This window comes from Paenibacillus apis (genome assembly GCF_018333295.1).
Classification (GTDB): Bacteria; Bacillota; Bacilli; order Paenibacillales; family Paenibacillaceae; genus Fontibacillus; species Fontibacillus antibioticophila.
Map to the genome: position 1 here is coordinate 416,168 of NZ_BORS01000003.1, position 14,949 is coordinate 431,116.

16 protein-coding genes are annotated in these 14,949 nt (G+C 52.2%); 2 read left to right on the top strand and 14 right to left on the bottom strand.

Annotation, left to right across the window (positions count from 1 at the left end; all coding sequences use genetic code 11):
• From hisIE to KI362_RS06470, 9 genes are all read right to left on the bottom strand, one after another.
• Window positions 1-696 (bottom strand): bifunctional phosphoribosyl-AMP cyclohydrolase/phosphoribosyl-ATP diphosphatase HisIE, encoded by a 696-nt coding sequence (gene hisIE / locus KI362_RS06430; RefSeq protein ID WP_301625743.1) that lies wholly within the window; start codon window positions 694-696, stop codon window positions 1-3.
• Window positions 693-1,451 (bottom strand): imidazole glycerol phosphate synthase subunit HisF, encoded by a 759-nt coding sequence (gene hisF, locus KI362_RS06435; RefSeq protein ID WP_301625745.1) that lies wholly within the window; start codon window positions 1,449-1,451, stop codon window positions 693-695. Before hisF ends, hisIE begins: the two co-directional genes overlap by 4 nt.
• Before the next feature lie 279 nt (window positions 1,452-1,730).
• Window positions 1,731-2,489 carry a 1-(5-phosphoribosyl)-5-[(5-phosphoribosylamino)methylideneamino]imidazole-4-carboxamide isomerase gene (hisA, locus tag KI362_RS06440; protein WP_301625747.1) on the bottom strand — a complete coding sequence of 253 codons (759 nt, stop codon included), beginning with the start codon at window positions 2,487-2,489 and terminating at the stop codon, window positions 1,731-1,733.
• Window positions 2,490-2,882: 393 nt separating this feature from the next.
• Window positions 2,883-3,509: an imidazole glycerol phosphate synthase subunit HisH gene (hisH, locus tag KI362_RS06445; RefSeq protein ID WP_301625748.1), complete on the bottom strand. Its 627-nt coding sequence runs from the start codon at window positions 3,507-3,509 to the stop codon at window positions 2,883-2,885.
• A 3-nt stretch (window positions 3,510-3,512) separates the two neighbouring features.
• Window positions 3,513-4,133, bottom strand: a complete 621-nt coding sequence (hisB, locus tag KI362_RS06450; protein WP_044480914.1) for an imidazoleglycerol-phosphate dehydratase HisB — start codon at window positions 4,131-4,133, stop codon at window positions 3,513-3,515.
• Window positions 4,133-5,434: a histidinol dehydrogenase gene (gene hisD, locus KI362_RS06455; RefSeq protein ID WP_301625813.1), complete on the bottom strand. Its 1,302-nt coding sequence runs from the start codon at window positions 5,432-5,434 to the stop codon at window positions 4,133-4,135. Before hisD ends, hisB begins: the two co-directional genes overlap by 1 nt.
• A gap of 27 nt (window positions 5,435-5,461) precedes the next feature.
• The gene (hisG, locus tag KI362_RS06460) at window positions 5,462-6,100 is read right to left on the bottom strand and encodes an ATP phosphoribosyltransferase (RefSeq protein WP_301625751.1); all 639 of its coding nucleotides are present in this window, start codon (window positions 6,098-6,100) and stop codon (window positions 5,462-5,464) included.
• On the bottom strand, window positions 6,097-7,347 hold the full coding sequence (locus tag KI362_RS06465) for an ATP phosphoribosyltransferase regulatory subunit (RefSeq protein ID WP_301625752.1): 1,251 nt from the start codon (window positions 7,345-7,347) through the stop codon (window positions 6,097-6,099). Before KI362_RS06465 ends, hisG begins: the two co-directional genes overlap by 4 nt.
• Window positions 7,348-7,467: 120 nt before the next feature.
• The gene (locus tag KI362_RS06470; RefSeq protein WP_301625753.1) at window positions 7,468-8,673 is read right to left on the bottom strand and encodes an acyltransferase; all 1,206 of its coding nucleotides are present in this window, start codon (window positions 8,671-8,673) and stop codon (window positions 7,468-7,470) included.
• A 207-nt stretch (window positions 8,674-8,880) separates the two neighbouring features.
• Between KI362_RS06470 and KI362_RS06475 the strand changes: the two genes are divergently transcribed.
• Both KI362_RS06475 and KI362_RS06480 read left to right on the top strand, forming a co-directional pair.
• On the top strand, window positions 8,881-9,435 hold the full coding sequence (locus tag KI362_RS06475) for a sigma-70 family RNA polymerase sigma factor (protein WP_301625755.1): 555 nt from the start codon (window positions 8,881-8,883) through the stop codon (window positions 9,433-9,435).
• Window positions 9,398-10,798: a hypothetical protein gene (locus KI362_RS06480; RefSeq protein WP_301625756.1), complete on the top strand. Its 1,401-nt coding sequence runs from the start codon at window positions 9,398-9,400 to the stop codon at window positions 10,796-10,798. The genes KI362_RS06475 and KI362_RS06480 overlap by 38 nt, the downstream gene beginning before the upstream one ends.
• Window positions 10,799-11,395: 597 nt before the next feature.
• Here KI362_RS06480 and KI362_RS06485 read toward each other — a convergent pair.
• From KI362_RS06485 to hprK, 5 genes are read right to left on the bottom strand one after another with little or no spacing between them, the layout of a single operon-like run.
• Window positions 11,396-11,704 carry a carboxymuconolactone decarboxylase family protein gene (locus KI362_RS06485; RefSeq protein ID WP_301625815.1) on the bottom strand — a complete coding sequence of 103 codons (309 nt, stop codon included), beginning with the start codon at window positions 11,702-11,704 and terminating at the stop codon, window positions 11,396-11,398.
• A 59-nt stretch (window positions 11,705-11,763) separates the two neighbouring features.
• Window positions 11,764-12,267 carry an acyltransferase gene (locus KI362_RS06490; RefSeq protein ID WP_187375168.1) on the bottom strand — a complete coding sequence of 168 codons (504 nt, stop codon included), beginning with the start codon at window positions 12,265-12,267 and terminating at the stop codon, window positions 11,764-11,766.
• A complete protein-coding gene (gene ppaX / locus KI362_RS06495) occupies window positions 12,264-12,920 on the bottom strand; it encodes a pyrophosphatase PpaX (protein WP_301625758.1) in 657 nt (218 codons plus the stop codon). The genes KI362_RS06490 and ppaX overlap by 4 nt, the downstream gene beginning before the upstream one ends.
• 15 nt (window positions 12,921-12,935) lie before the next feature.
• Window positions 12,936-13,979, bottom strand: a complete 1,044-nt coding sequence (gene lgt, locus KI362_RS06500; protein ID WP_301625759.1) for a prolipoprotein diacylglyceryl transferase — start codon at window positions 13,977-13,979, stop codon at window positions 12,936-12,938.
• 11 nt (window positions 13,980-13,990) lie between these two features.
• The gene (hprK, locus tag KI362_RS06505; RefSeq protein ID WP_044480773.1) at window positions 13,991-14,932 is read right to left on the bottom strand and encodes an HPr(Ser) kinase/phosphatase; all 942 of its coding nucleotides are present in this window, start codon (window positions 14,930-14,932) and stop codon (window positions 13,991-13,993) included.
• Window positions 14,933-14,949 lie beyond the last annotated feature (17 nt).

Sequence of the window (14,949 nt, forward strand, 5' to 3'; positions counted from 1 at the left end):
TTAATCGCGCCGCGGCCGTTCATGCCGCCGCTCCAGCTCTGCCATAATATCGTCCAGCGGCAAGTCCCGCTCGCGCAGCAGCACCAGCAGGTGATAGATCAGATCGCTGACCTCTAACCGCAGCTCGTCGTTATCTCCATTTTTCGCGGCAATGATCGACTCGGCGGTCTCTTCGCCCACCTTTTTCAGAATCTTATCGATACCCTTCTCAAATAAATAAGTCGTATACGCACCTTCGGGACGTTCCTTATAGCGCTCGCCAATCAACCGCTCCAGCTCCGCCAACACCTCAAAGCGCCCGCGAGCAAGTTCCGTTGAACCTTCCAGCTCTGCCACTGTCCGATAGAAGCAGGTATCCTCGCCTGTATGGCAGGCAGGTCCATTCCGATCCACCAGCACCAGCAAGGTATCTCCATCACAGTCGTAGCTCAGCGACCGAATCTGCTGCGTATTCCCGGAGGTGGCTCCCTTGTTCCACAGCTCACTGCGCGAACGGCTCCAGAACCAGGTCTGTCCGCTTTCCAGCGACTTGCCGAGCGACTCCTTGTTCATATACGCCAGCATCAGCACCTCACGGCTCTGCGCATCCTGTACAATCGCAGGAACCAATCCTTGATCATCCCAGCGAATCTGCTGCAGAAGCTCCTCCAATGGCTGGGACAGCCGCAATGCTTGGTTTTGTCCGTCTGTTGTCATCGCACTTCCACTCCTCTTGCTCTAAGATCCAGCTTCAAATCCGGAACCGCGATTTCTTTATAGTGAAAAATCGTCGCCGCCAGTGCCGCATCTGCCGCACCTTCCGTGAACACCTCGTAGAAATCATCCGGCTTCCCTGCTCCGCCCGAGGCAATCACAGGAATGCCAGCCGCTGCGCTGACTGCCTTCGTGAGCGGCAGGTCGAAGCCATCCTTCGTGCCATCGGCATCCATACTGGTGAGCAAAATTTCCCCCGCTCCCCGTGCCTCAGCTTCTTTTATCCATTCCAAGGCCTTGATGCCTGTTGCTTTTCGTCCGCCGTGTGTGTACACTTCCCATTCGCCCCAGGCTGGGTTGAACTTCGCATCCACAGCAACCACGATACATTGAGAGCCGAAGCGGCGCGCCCCGTCCGAGATCAGCTCCGGGTTCAGCACAGCCGCTGTATTAATACCGATCTTATCCGCCCCGGCTCGAAGGATGCGCTTCATGTCCTCTACTTGAGAAATGCCTCCGCCTACCGTAAAAGGAATCGCGATCTCTCCCGCCGTCTGGCGAACGACCTCGATCATCGTTGCCCGGCCCTCATTGGAAGCCGAGATATCGAGAAATACAATTTCGTCTGCGCCTTCGCGATCATACAAGGCCGCCAATTCTACCGGGTCCCCTGCATCGCGAAGATTCACAAAATTCACGCCCTTGACAACCCGACCATCCTTCACATCCAGGCAGGGAATAATCCGCTTTGCCAGCATCGTGCCTTCACCCACTTTCTATCATTTGCAGCCCAGTCCCCAGTCTAGCCAACTTTAACCACAATTCCTCGGCTGGATTCAAAATCTAGCCTATATAAGTTGAACTAAAGATTGTACACTGAGGGCAACGTGTGAAGTGTGCTTACGATCGCTGTTGTTCGGGGATTTCTCTAATTGAACTAAGTTATTATAAGGTAGAAATCCACTCACAAAGGCGAACGCTTACGCTTCTTCAGCACACTTCACGCTTATGCCCCTTCTGTGCATCATTTTTCTAGTTCAACTTATATAGTCTGCTGAATTTACAGTCGATATCGCCTGAATTGCTTGCGCCAAATCAATACTGCCGGTATACAGCGCCTTGCCCACAATCGCTCCGCCGATGCCCTGCGCGGCATAAGCCGCCAGCTTCAACAGGTCGTCTTGCACCGTCACGCCGCCGGAGGCAATCACGGTCCGTCCGGAAGCCTGCGCTAATGAGCGGATCGCCTCAACATTAGGTCCCTGCATCATTCCGTCACGGGAAATATCGGTGAAAATAAACGTCTCCGCACCTTTTGCCGCCAGCTCCTTGGCCAACACCTCCGCCTGCACCTCCGAGGTTTCCAGCCAGCCGCGTGTAGCTACGAAGCCGTCTCTCGCATCGATACCTATAGCCACCTTGTCGCCGTATGTACCGAGCACCGCTTCCGTAAATGCGCGGTCCTCAATCGCGGCCGTCCCAAGAATGACCCGGTTTACACCAAGACCGAGCAGACGCTCCACATCCGCTAACGTGCGCAGCCCTCCGCCAACTTGCACCGGCACCTGTACGCTGCGAGCAATCTCGCCGATCAGTTCGTCGTTTACGGGATGCCCGGCCTTTGCTCCGTCCAGATCAACCAGATGAATATAGCTGCCGCCCTGAGCTTCCCAGGAACGAGCGACCTCCACCGGATTCTCATTATAAACCGTCTCCCGGGCATAATCCCCTTGCACTAGACGCACACATTTGCCGCCGCGGATATCGATGGCCGGATAAATTGTAAAAGCTGACATACAGGCTCCTCCTCCTTACATCTCATAGATGCGCATAACTCTTGTTTCGTCCACATAGCACACCGAGAGCACCAACTGTACTTCGTATATTGGACACGCTCTCTTGCACCATCCGCAAAGCAATATAGTGAAAAAACTTGCCTTAAAATCTCCCGTTTGCGCGATATGCCCAATTTAGTGAAATTACTTACCTTACATTTTAAAAAAACAGCCAATCAGGGCACTTCTCCAAATCTAATGGAAATTTTTTCACTATACGCTTATATAACCACTGTCGGCCAATTCTTAGGTATGTTTTTTCACTAAATACAACCGGCTTTGGGGTGCAACACACAACACGATACAACACAACACAAAACACAAAACACATACTTCAATCTATCAATTCTAACTCTACTCCCGCCCCCGCATAGCCAACTCCAAGAAATTCCGCAGCAGCGACATGCCCAGCTCTCCGCTCTTTTCCGGATGGAACTGCATGCCGTACACATTGTCGTGTCCGACAATCGCTGTGACCGGATGTCCGTAATCCGTAACCGCCAGCAAATCCCCGGAACGCCCGGTCAGTACATGATAGGAATGAACAAAATACACATGACCCTCCGTCAGCCCTGCCAGAATGGGGTGATTCTGCTGCAAAAACTCCAGCCGATTCCAGCCCATATGCGGAACCTTAAGGCCGCTGTCCCCTGCGAAGCGTTCAACTCTCCCCGGCAGCAGGCCAAGGCCCTCATGTCGGCCATGCTCCTCACTGCTGTCAAACAGCAGCTGCATTCCGAGACAGATGCCGAGCAGGGGCAATCCATCCGCGGCAGCCCGGCGAACCACAACATCCAGCCCCGTGTCCCGCAAATGCATCATCGCATCGCCAAATGCCCCTACCCCGGGCAGCAGCACCCCGTCCGAAGACAGAATCGTCTCCGCATCACCTGTGACAATCGCCTCGTAACCCAGCCGCTCCACAGCCTTGCTGACGCTATGCAGATTGCCCATTCCATAGTCGACAATTGCAATCGCCACCGGCTATAGCACTCCCTTCGTCGAAGGCACACCGCTCACGCGCGGATCCATGCTGGTCGCCTCATCCAGCGCCCGGCCGAGCGCCTTGAACACCGCTTCAATCATATGGTGCGTATTCTGCCCGTAGTGAACGATCACATGCAGCGTAATCCGCGCTTCCAGCGCTAATTTCCACAAGAATTCCTGCACCAGTTGAACATCGAAGCTGCCAACCCGGTCTGACGGATACTCCGCACGATACTCAAAATGCGGCCGATTGCTGATATCAATCACTACTTGAGCCAGCGCTTCATCCATCGGAATAAAGACACTGGAGTAACGCTTGATCCCGCGCTTATCTCCCAGCGCCTCACGCAGACACTGTCCAAGGCAAATTCCGATGTCCTCCACCGTATGGTGGTCGTCAATCTCAATATCGCCACGAGCATCCACGGACAGATTAAATTGTCCATGCTTGGTGAACAGATCCAGCATATGGTTCAAAAAGGGCACATCCGTTGCCAGCTCTGCCTGACCTGTCCCGTCAATGCCCAGCGCCAGCTTAATATCCGTCTCGTTCGTCTTGCGGCTGATCTCGGCACGGCGCTCACGCACCACATCCCCAGCTCCTGTAATTTCTGACATCATTCTGCTTCCCCCGCCTTTCCCTCTTTGCGCAGCCGGATCTCTATCGCCCGGGCATGGCCTTCCAGCCCTTCTCGGCGTGCCAGCTCCATAATTGTCGCTCCATTGCTCAGCAATGATTCCTTGCTATAGTAAATCAGACTCGATTTCTTGATAAAATCGTCCACATCCACCGGCGACGAGAACCTTGCCGTGCCGTTCGTAGGGATAATATGGTTCGGTCCGGCAAAATAATCGCCCACAGGCTCCGAGCTGTAAGGCCCGAGGAAAATCGCCCCGGCATTCTCGATCAGGCCGAGATACGCCATCGGCTCCTCCACGATCAGCTCGAAATGCTCCGGCGCCAGCCGGTTGATCACGTCGATGCCTTCCACGACGGAATCAACCAGAATAATGGCGCCGTAATCCCGCACCGAGGCCTCGGCAATCCCGCGGCGCGGCAGCTCGCCCAGCTGCCGCTGCACCTCCGCCCGGCAGGCCTCGGCAAAGGCAGGCGACGGCGTCACGAGGATCGCCGACGCCATCTCATCGTGCTCCGCCTGGGACAGCAGATCAGCGGCCACATAGGCCGGATCTGCACTGTCGTCCGCGAGCACGGCGATCTCGCTGGGGCCGGCGATACTGTCGATATCGACGACCCCGTACACCTCGCGCTTAGCCAGCGCGACGTAGATGTTCCCCGGTCCGCAGATCTTATCGACCGGGGCCATGCTCTCCGTGCCATAGGCTAACGCCGCTATGGCCTGGGCCCCGCCGACCCGGTAAATTTCGCTGACGCCGGCCTCAGCCGCCGCCACCAGAATATACGGGTCGATGCCTTCCGTGCCGCCCGTCGAAGGCGGCGTCACCATCACGATCTCCGGCACCCCGGCCACCTGTGCCGGAATGACATTCATCAGCACCGATGACGGATAGGCTGCCTTGCCTCCAGGGACATACACGCCGACCCGTTTCAGCGGACGGATGATCTGTCCAAGCAGGCTGCCGTCGGGCTGCAAATCCATCCAGGAATTGCGCTTCTGCCGGGAATGGAATGCCCGTATGTTGGCCGCCGCCGCGGCGATAGCCTCCACAAAGGAAGGCTCTACCTGCTGGTAAGCTGCCGCCAGCTCTTCCTCGGTCACCCGCAACTGCCCTGCCGTAAGATGTACCCGATCGAACTGCTCCGTATATTTCAGCAGGGCTGCATCCCCTTGCTGTTTCACTTGCGCTACAATTTCCCGAACGGCCTCATTCTGCTCGGGAGAGCCATATTCCACTTCCCGCCGCAGATCGAAATCCTCCGCCTTGACGATCTTCATCGTCATCATCCCCCTCATGCCCGCCGTTTAGATCCCTGTCTTTACCGGAATGACCTTACTGAGCGCATCACATACGCTCTGAATCTCGGCATTCTTCATCCGATAGCTGACCCGGTTTGCCACCAGGCGGCTCGTAATATCCAGAATGGTCTCCCGTTCCATCAATCCGTTCTCCCTCAAGGTCTGGCCTGTCTCCACCAGATCGACGATCCGGTCGGCAAGCCCGATTAGCGGAGCCAGCTCAATGGAGCCGTTCAGCTTGATCACCTCAACCTGCTGCCCTTGCTCGCGAAAATACTGCGAGGCCAGATTCGGATATTTGGTCGCTACCCGTTGGTAAATACCCGGCGTCCAATCCGGCAGGGCGATGACCGACATCCGGCAGCGGGCAATGCCAAGGTCCAGCAGCTCGTAGACGTCCCGGCTTTCCTCCAGCAATACGTCCTTGCCGACAATTCCGATATCGGCGACACCGTATTCCACATAGGTCGGCACATCTACCGGCTTGGCGAGAATGAACTCCATCCCGATCTCCGGCAACTCAATTACCAGCTTGCGTGATTCATCCACATCCGGCCGCACCGGAATGCCTGCCTCACGGAACAGCTCCGAAGCTTTTTTATAAATACGGCCCTTCGGCATCGCCACTTTAATCGTCTGTGTCAAGACTGATCCGCTCCCTTCTGCTCTGCAAAAGTAAGGACCTCTCCATATGTGGTACCAAGAGGACCAACCGCGGGAGACGGTTTCCCGCTCTCGGAAATCCCTTCTGTCTTCTCCTTATTCAGTGCAGCTGCTTCATCGTCCATATGGCGGAGAATGACGCTTTGTCCTTGACTCCGAAGACGCGCCGCCTCGGCAAAAGCCTCCTTGCGCCTGCTCTGATCATATTGCAGCAGCACGGGAAGCACCCGTTCCTGCTTGATTCCGTTCACACCGTCCAGAATCCGGCTTGTCTTGAGCGCGAATCCGGTCGCCGGAGCCGGCCGTCCGAATTGCTGCAGCAGGTTGTCATATCTGCCACCGCTGCAGACGGGAAAGCCGAGCTCGGCTGCATATCCTTCGAAGGTCATTCCTGTATAGTAAGAGAAGTCTCCAATCATCGTCAGATCGATCATGACCTGCTCGGCCACACCGTAATCCTCCAGAGCATCCCACACCGCGCATAAATGCTCGGCGGCATGCTTGGCTTCAGGATTTCCGCTTAGTTCTATCGCCTGCGAGCAAATTTCTTTGCCGCCGCGCAGCCGCAAAATGCCTTCCAGTTCTTCCTTTTGCAGCTCAGAAAGTGCAAGTCCCGTCAGCATCTCGCGATACCCGACGAAGTCCCGCTGCAGCAGCACCTCTTTCAGGCCTGCCCGGATGTCTTCCTGCCCTTCTCCCGGGATAGCCTCCTCCAGAAGTCCATTGAGGAAGCCGACATGCCCGAGTGCAATCTTGAACGACTGAACTCCTGCTGCCTTCAGCGATTCGATCGCCAGCGCGACCACCTCTGCATCCGCCTCCGGCGAATCATCGCCGACCAGCTCCACACCCGTCTGGAAGAATTCCGCCTCTCTTCCGGCCTCTTCTTCCATAGCCCGAAAGACATTGGCATGATAGGACAGCCGGAGCGGCAACGGCTCTTCCTTCAATAAGGAAGCGACCACCCGAGCAATCGGAGCGGTTATATCCGAGCGAAGCACCATCGTCGTCCCCCGGTTATTTAGCAGCTTGAATAGCTTCTGATCAGACGTGGAGCTGGCTACGCCGACCGTTTCGTAATACTCCATCGTCGGAGTTATAATCTGTCTGTATCCCCAGGCCCCCATGCAATCCAGCACACTACGCTCAATCGCCCGCAGCTTCTCTGCGGCATGCGGCAAATAGTCGCGGACGCCGGCCGGTTTTTCGAACCCCTTTGGTTTCGGCAAAGCTCTCACCTCTTTAGTACATTAAAGTGCTACCATGCTACCAAAATAAAGAATATGCCATATCTTATCATACTCCAAATCAAATCGTCAACGGATGGTTCTTTCATCCTTGCCATTTACTCAAAAGCTTGCCGATGCCTGGTCCTCCACAGAAGCAAGCGGCTTGGTCTTCTTCAAGGAAGCAGGGGTATTCCCCAGAATAACGGAGGCATACGGCAATCTTTTGAAGCAGAATTGAGTGAATCCCCAAGACAAGGCCAAGGCTAGGATTGCCCCGCCAATAATGTACAAGAAATAAGCTAGTCCAATCCCCTCTCCAATCAGGCGATAACGCAGGTGCCGATAGACAAGCAGAACAACAGGATGGAACAAATAAATAGCAAAGGACAGCTCCCCAAGCCGAGTAAGCCAGCGCAGCCACCTGGCGGATGCATGGCGATAGACCGCAAAAGCAGCGTGAAGCAGTACAAGCGCAGAAAGCAGCAGGTGAATATTCCAGACTAATTCAAAGGTATATGTACTTGCTGTGTAAATTCGCTGCCGCAGCATATAGTAGAGCTGTACATCGACCATCGACAGAAGGAGCCAGCCTCCCCACAGAGAGGCCGTTACTATTTTTTGACGCTTGGTAGAGTCACTCCAGCCTTTGCTAAGCCAATCCTTAATGTAATCAAAATAGACGGCGACAGCCGCGCCAAGCAAATAGAATGAAAAATAGGAGGGGGCGAAGCTGCCCTTATTGACCAAATGCAAATCATACTTGTTCCAGACAAAGAACCCCCATTGAAGCACGAGTCCGATCGGAATGATCCAGGCTACCGCAACTTTGCTTCGGCCCATTTTCTGAATCAGCCATAGCAGCAGCGGAAACAGAAGGTAAAACTGAATACTGATGAAGACAAAGTACAGGTGGGTATATGCCGACCCGGTCAGCAGTTGAATACCAAGCTTGCCGAGAAGCTCCGTAACCGGAAGATTGAACAGCGTCTTGGTGTACCAGGAGACCACAAAAAAGTAGCAACAGGAGACCAGTACATAAGGAAGAATGATGTACAGAAGCCGTTTCTTATAGAAGCGTCCAATCCGCTCCATCGTGTAGGACTTACTGTAATAATTATAGAAGAGCACGAAGCTGCTAAGAAAGATAAAGGAGCTTGTCCCGACCCGGAAAAAGATGCTCATCCCGTTATAAAAATAATGGATCGGGGAGGATAAAGCCTGCTCAGCTGCTGCAAATGAAGAGGCATGCACCTGAATAACACAAAAAATCGCAAACGCCCGGAATAAATCCAGTTGAGGAAGCCGTTCTTTCATTTTCGATACCACATCATCCACTCCCAGCCGGTAATTTATAATAAGTTACCCAATCAAGCTGAAATCAAGCTGAATGAAGCCGAAAACCCAGATATAATCCATCATAACTGCAACTGGAAAATTTTAAAACCATTTGTGTCACTTGGAAGTCTTAACTATAGAGATCAAGATTACCGGCCGGTAATCCAACGCTGCTGTAACGAGGAAAGGAAACCCGAAATGGATGAAAAGGAATGGACTGTGCATGCGCGTCATGGCGATGAGCTAGCCTTCAATCAATTAGTATCTTTGCATAAAAGAAAGCTTTACAGTATTGCCTACAGCTATCTGCGTAATGAGGCTGATGCTTTGGAGGCGCTGCAGGATAGCGTATGCAAGGCCTGGCTTAAGAAAGCGACGCTCAAAGACCGTGATGCTTTTTTGCCCTGGATTACCCGTATCCTGATAAACGGTTGTATCGATGAATTGAAGAGAAAGCAGAGGGTACTGCCTCAATCCCACGCCGCGTATGAAGGAACGCATGAAATGATGAGCATTTACAGAATGGATCTTGAAATAGCGCTTGCCCGTCTTAAGCCCAAATATCGGCACGTACTGACTTTGAAGTACTACCATGACATGACATTGCCGGACATTGCCAAAATTCTGGATCGGCCTGAGGGCACGATAAAGACTTGGCTTCACCAGGCACTTAAGCAAGTTAGAAAGCAAATAAATAAGGGAGGTGAGCAATACTATGGAGCATCTGGAAAACTTCCGGCTTCACGAAATTAAACAGGAAATTGAAGCTGCTAGCGAACAAGTTGCTGAGGAACGACTTCATCAGGCAGTGGCGAAGGGACTCGATCGTGCCAAGAAGACTTCCATCAAGAGACGAATCGGTTTTCAGGTGGGGATCATGGCCGGGCTTCTCGCCCTGACTGTATTTTTGCTAAATTATTGGGGACAGGACATGAAAGAGCAGGGTAATTCCTCTTACGAATCTGTTGTTCAAGGGAGTCTCGGAGATATACCCGAATATGTGCTGTCACAGATGACTTCCGATATGGAGGCAGCTGCCGAGCATGGTCTTTATCAACCCGTTAACCGCTCTGAACAGACTGGACCTTATCAGGTTACGGTTGATGGCATACTGGCTGATCAGCAGCAAATTTATCTGTTTATAACTCTTGCTAATCAATCGGGAAAATCCACCCCCATGGAACTTTCCAATTATCAATTTTATGATCCGAAAGGAGACCGCTCCCCTCGCAGAATAACATCGCCTGCTTTTATGTCCAACGATAAGTACAAGACGGTTCAGCACCTGACCTATACCCTATCCTTTGATGAGTCACCGGCCGGGCTTCTTGTCTTTTCCGGGAATATACAATCCAGCAGCTCTTATGAAGCTGAAAGCGCATTTGAAATTTCCATCGAGTGGAACCCGGACATTTATAAAAATTTGCAGCGCACAATTGCACTTCATCAAACAGAAGTCATCGAGGGACACTCGTTTACGCTGAATAGTCTTGTATTGACCCCGCTCGCCACAACGCTGGCTGTGGATACAGACCCGGAAGCCGGCACAGGAATTGAGGGCTTTATCAATAGCAAGCTGATTTTAGACCGTAAACAGGAGGGGCGGTTTGTACACGCTATTTATCCAAGAAACTACGAGTACAGGTATGCAGCCGATGATAACTTAAGCTTGTCGCGACTAATTTTCAACAGTATTTATTACCGTGACATCAACGAGATCACCTTCCAGGCTTCAGGTATTACACTAAGCTCACGCCATGCATTTGAAATAACAATAGACACCGCTAAAGAACAATTAATAGCTGCTCCATCCAATTTCACATTACTCAGCTTGAAAGAAAATAATGCTCAGGAGGTAGAACTTCAGCTTCGTTACAGTCCTCCTCAGCCCGATAACCCTGATCTTGAGCCCTTATCCTTTGATTTTAATCGCTATTTCCTGGATCAGGAGGGAAACCGGCATCGCTTCCTTAGTGGAGACTATTTAAAAAGAGTAGCCATTCTCAAATTTGATGCATTATCTTATCCTCAGCCCTTGACCTTCACAGGCAATCAGATTGACAGGGAGCAGATACAGCATGCTATGCAATGGGATTTCCCATTTATTGAACAGTAAGCACGGACTTCATAAAGAACAGTTATTCGAACCATTTTTCGAACCGTTTTTTCGGAATGATGCTGGACTCTCCTTATGAGACTCCTCTTTGGGTGCAACCGATTCTCTGATTAGCCATCTGCTGTTCGCTGTCGGATATTTTAATCGCTAACCGACATTCTAGACTCGCTAACGGACATTCTGAACCCTTAGCAGACTTGTTCTCATGATTCAAAGGGTTAACGGACATTTCGGGCGCTTAGGACGCTCAAACGACGCTGGTTCACCCGATTCTACTCTCTTAGCAGCCAAAATGTCCGTTACAATTCTGGCTCATCCAAAAGCGGACCGTAAGGAGATATAACGTCCGTTAGACCAAGTACCACGTATTTACTTCCCTTAGATCAAATGTACCGAATGGATTATACTGGTAAACAAAGTTGATCCTTGCTATATCGAATGTGCGAATGTGCAAAGAAACCGTCCCCTTTGGTTTATGGTTGGGTGGTGCCTCCATTTTCCAGAGAGCGGTTTTTTGGCTTGATGAAATGAAAGAGGGGCCCCCTCAGTTCATCTTATGAACACTTTTGGGAACCCTCTTGTCTTTATCCTTCTATTCTATTCATCGAACGCCTTCAAAGCAGCGGGGAGGACCTCGATCACGGTATTGCCTACCGCCGGCAGGCCTACAAGCACAGTGCTGATAATTTCATCTCTTGTTGCGCCGAGTTCCTTTGCATGCTTCACATGGAATGGAATTCCCCCATGCATTCTCACAGCGGCTAGTACGGCAATGTAAGCCAGTTCCTCCGTCTTGGGGTCAAGCTTGCTTGCTTGTCCAAGCCTCTCCACCGTGTCCATCCAGATTTTCTGCTGCTCAGGGGCTTCCCGGATAAACGTCTGGAACGCATTGCTGACATTCGCCATCTCACTCACAAAAACCCATCTCCTCAAATGGAATAAACTACCTTATTCCATTTCGACGCTCAGGGCTTAATTCCTTCCGGCGTCTTGCGCTCTAATTCCCGCAACGGATTGCCACCGACGAAGGTGCCGGGAGCTACATCCTTATGTACTACAGAACCGGCAGCAACGACAGCGCCGTCCCCGATGGTGACGCCGGGCAAGATTGTGGTATTGGCACCGATCAGCACCTCGTCTCCAATGACGACCTCACCGAGACGATACTCCCGGATCATGTATTCATGGGCGAGAATCGTGGTATTATAGCCGATAACCGAGTTACGGCCTATGGTGATTTTCTCCGGAAAGAAGACGTCGACCATCACCATCAGGCCGAATGCCGTATGCTCTCCGACCCGCATCCCAAGCATATGGCGATAAATCCAGTTCTTGATGGAGAGAACCGGAGTGTACCGACTGATCTGGATAAAGATAAAGTTCTTTACACCCTTCCATGGGCTGACCGTCCGATAGAGCTGCCATAAAGCATTCGGCCCTTCAACGGGATAGCGGGTAACCTTTCTCACCGCAGCTTCGACTCCCATCCCAACAGACTGTATAAATCAGTCATGTCCTGCAGGATTACATCCGGCTCATACTTCCTAAGCTCTTCCTCACCCTTCAGCGACCAGGCCACCCCGGCGGCCAGCACGCCTGCAGCCTTGGCCGACTTGATGTCCGCAGGGCTGTCGCCCACCATCACCGTACAGGCCGGATCGGCCCCCAGCTGTTCTATCGCTGTTAATACTGGCTCCGGGTGGGGCTTGGGATGCTCCACATCCTGCACCGTCACGATAACGTCCATATATTGCTTCAACTTGAACATCTCTAGTGCACGGAGCGTCGTCGGCCGGATTTTGGTGGTAACCACGCCGAGCCGGATACCTTTCGCATGCAAGGTCGAGATGACCTCATGAACACGAGGGAACTCCGCAACCATGCTGTCGTGATGGGCATAATTAAACTCCCGATAATCCGCGACAAGATCTTCGACCTCCTGCCGGCCTGAAAAGGTCTGCAGTTGATGCTCCAGCGTCATTCCCATATAAGGAATGATCTGTTCTCTGGCATAGGGCTGTCCGGGAAAATTCTTTCCCATCACATGGATGAAGCTGCTGATAATCAGCTCATTCGTATCGATAATTGTACCGTCCAGGTCAAACAATACCGTGTTAATCATGCAGCAAGTACTCCTTTACGCCTTCGGTTCGTGCTCCCCTTGATGATCCGAATGATCTTTCTCAGTAACGGAACTTTCATTCACTACTGGCTGTTCAGCCTGCCCCGGGACTTCCGCGACGGGCATAGCTTCTGCGTCCTGCAGCTTGGTTGAGACAATAGGATCCAAGTACCTCGGCAGATCAACCACAGTCTTTCTCCGGTATATAATAATACCAACCGCTGCGATAACAATGACAATCGCCAGCATTTGAGAGATCCGGACATTGCCGTAAGACGGTGCCAAATAGCCCTGTTCAAAGCCAAACCAGGTCATCGGTGCCCACATGCCATTGATCAGCGAAGCCAACCATTCGGCCCCTTGGAAGGCCAGGCTGTCTGTTCTTAGTGCTTCAATAAAGAACCGTCCGATGGAATACCAGATGAAGTAAGACATGAACAGCTCGCCCGCGCGCAAAAACTTCTGTCTGCGAAGCACAAGCAATATGAGAATACCAACTACATTCCACAGGGACTCATACAGGAAAGTCGGATGATGAAAGACTCCCTGAACATTCATCTGATTCACAATAAAATCAGGCAGATGCAAATTGCCTCGCAGGAAGTTCTCCGTCGTCGGACCGCCGTAGGCCTCCTGGTTCACAAAGTTCCCCCAGCGCCCGATGATTTGTCCAATCAGCAGGGATGGCGCGCAGATATCCGCAATGCGCCAGAAATTGTAGCCTTTCTTCCGCACATAGATCAACGCGGCAATAATTGCACCGATCAAAGCGCCATAGATGGCGATTCCGCCATTCCAAATCTTGAAAATGTCAATCAGATTATTCTTGTAGTCATCCCACATGAAGGCGACATAGTAAATCCGCGCTCCTACAATCGCAGAAGGGACGCCGATCAGGAGCAGGTCCATGAAGAAATCCTGCGAAATGTTAAACCGTTTCCCTTCCCAGATCGCTAACAGCAGGCCCATCAATGCAGCACTACCCAGGATCAGTCCATACCAATGAATATCCAGGCTGCCGATTGAAAAAGCGATGGGATTAATCAACAATGTGTTCATCCTTCACTCTCCTAATCCAAATCGTCAATATCTTCCGCAATCGTCTCCGTCAGCTTCGTTGTAAATTGAAGTGCCGCATTATAGCCCATCCGCTTCAGGCGGAAGTTCATGGCTGCAACCTCAATAATGACTGCCAGGTTTCGTCCCGGGCGAACCGGAATCGTCACCAAAGGAACATCAGTATCAATGATACGTGTGGTCTCTTCGTCAAGACCGAGACGATCATACTGCTTCTCTTGCTGCCAGGCTTCCAGTCTGACTACCAGGGTAATCCGTTTGTTATTGCGGATCGCGCCGGCACCGAAGAGCGTCATCACATTAATGATACCCACGCCGCGGATTTCCAGCAGATGGCGGATCAGCTCCGGCGCGGAACCATGAAGCTGGTTGTCCGAGGTCTGACGAATCTCCACCGCATCATCCGCGATCAGACGGTGTCCACGCTTAACCAACTCCAACGCGGTCTCACTCTTCCCGATCCCGCTGCTGCCGGTAATCAGCATCCCCACACCGTACACGTCCACCAACACGCCATGAATCGTAGCGGTAGGCGCCAGCTTCCGTTCCAGGAAGCTGGTGATGCGGCTCGACAGAATCGTCGTTGCCATGCTGCTGCGAAGTACGGGAATCTGCTTATTCGAGCTGATCTCGATCAGCTCCTGCGGTACTTCCCAGGATCTCGTGACGATAATACATGGAGTCTCTTCACTGCTGCACAACCGCTCCATGCGGTCCTTCCGTTCTTCAATCGGAAGCATTTCATAAAAAGCCAGCTCAGTCTTTCCTAGAATCTGGACGCGCTCTGGCGGGTGATATTCGAAATAACCGGCCATTTCAAGGCCCGGGCGGTACAGATCATCCACGGTAATCGAACGCTTCAGTCCTTGCTCTCCTGACACGACTTCGAGCCCGAACTGATTGACAAGCTCAGATACTTTCACCTTTTTAGGCATGGTGTTCTTCCTTTCCG

Coding starts and splice junctions, on each gene's coding strand:
- hisIE (WP_301625743.1), bottom strand. CDS start 696: ATGACAACAGACGGACAAAACCAAGCATTGCGGCTGTCCCAGCCATTG.
- hisF (WP_301625745.1), bottom strand. CDS start 1,451: ATGCTGGCAAAGCGGATTATTCCCTGCCTGGATGTGAAGGATGGTCGG.
- hisA (WP_301625747.1), bottom strand. CDS start 2,489: ATGTCAGCTTTTACAATTTATCCGGCCATCGATATCCGCGGCGGCAAA.
- hisB (WP_044480914.1), bottom strand. CDS start 4,133: ATGTCAGAAATTACAGGAGCTGGGGATGTGGTGCGTGAGCGCCGTGCC.
- hisD (WP_301625813.1), bottom strand. CDS start 5,434: ATGAAGATCGTCAAGGCGGAGGATTTCGATCTGCGGCGGGAAGTGGAA.
- KI362_RS06475 (WP_301625755.1), top strand. CDS start 8,881: ATGGATGAAAAGGAATGGACTGTGCATGCGCGTCATGGCGATGAGCTA.
- KI362_RS06480 (WP_301625756.1), top strand. CDS start 9,398: ATGGAGCATCTGGAAAACTTCCGGCTTCACGAAATTAAACAGGAAATT.
- KI362_RS06485 (WP_301625815.1), bottom strand. CDS start 11,704: ATGGCGAATGTCAGCAATGCGTTCCAGACGTTTATCCGGGAAGCCCCT.
- ppaX (WP_301625758.1), bottom strand. CDS start 12,920: ATGATTAACACGGTATTGTTTGACCTGGACGGTACAATTATCGATACG.
- lgt (WP_301625759.1), bottom strand. CDS start 13,979: ATGAACACATTGTTGATTAATCCCATCGCTTTTTCAATCGGCAGCCTG.
- hprK (WP_044480773.1), bottom strand. CDS start 14,932: ATGCCTAAAAAGGTGAAAGTATCTGAGCTTGTCAATCAGTTCGGGCTC.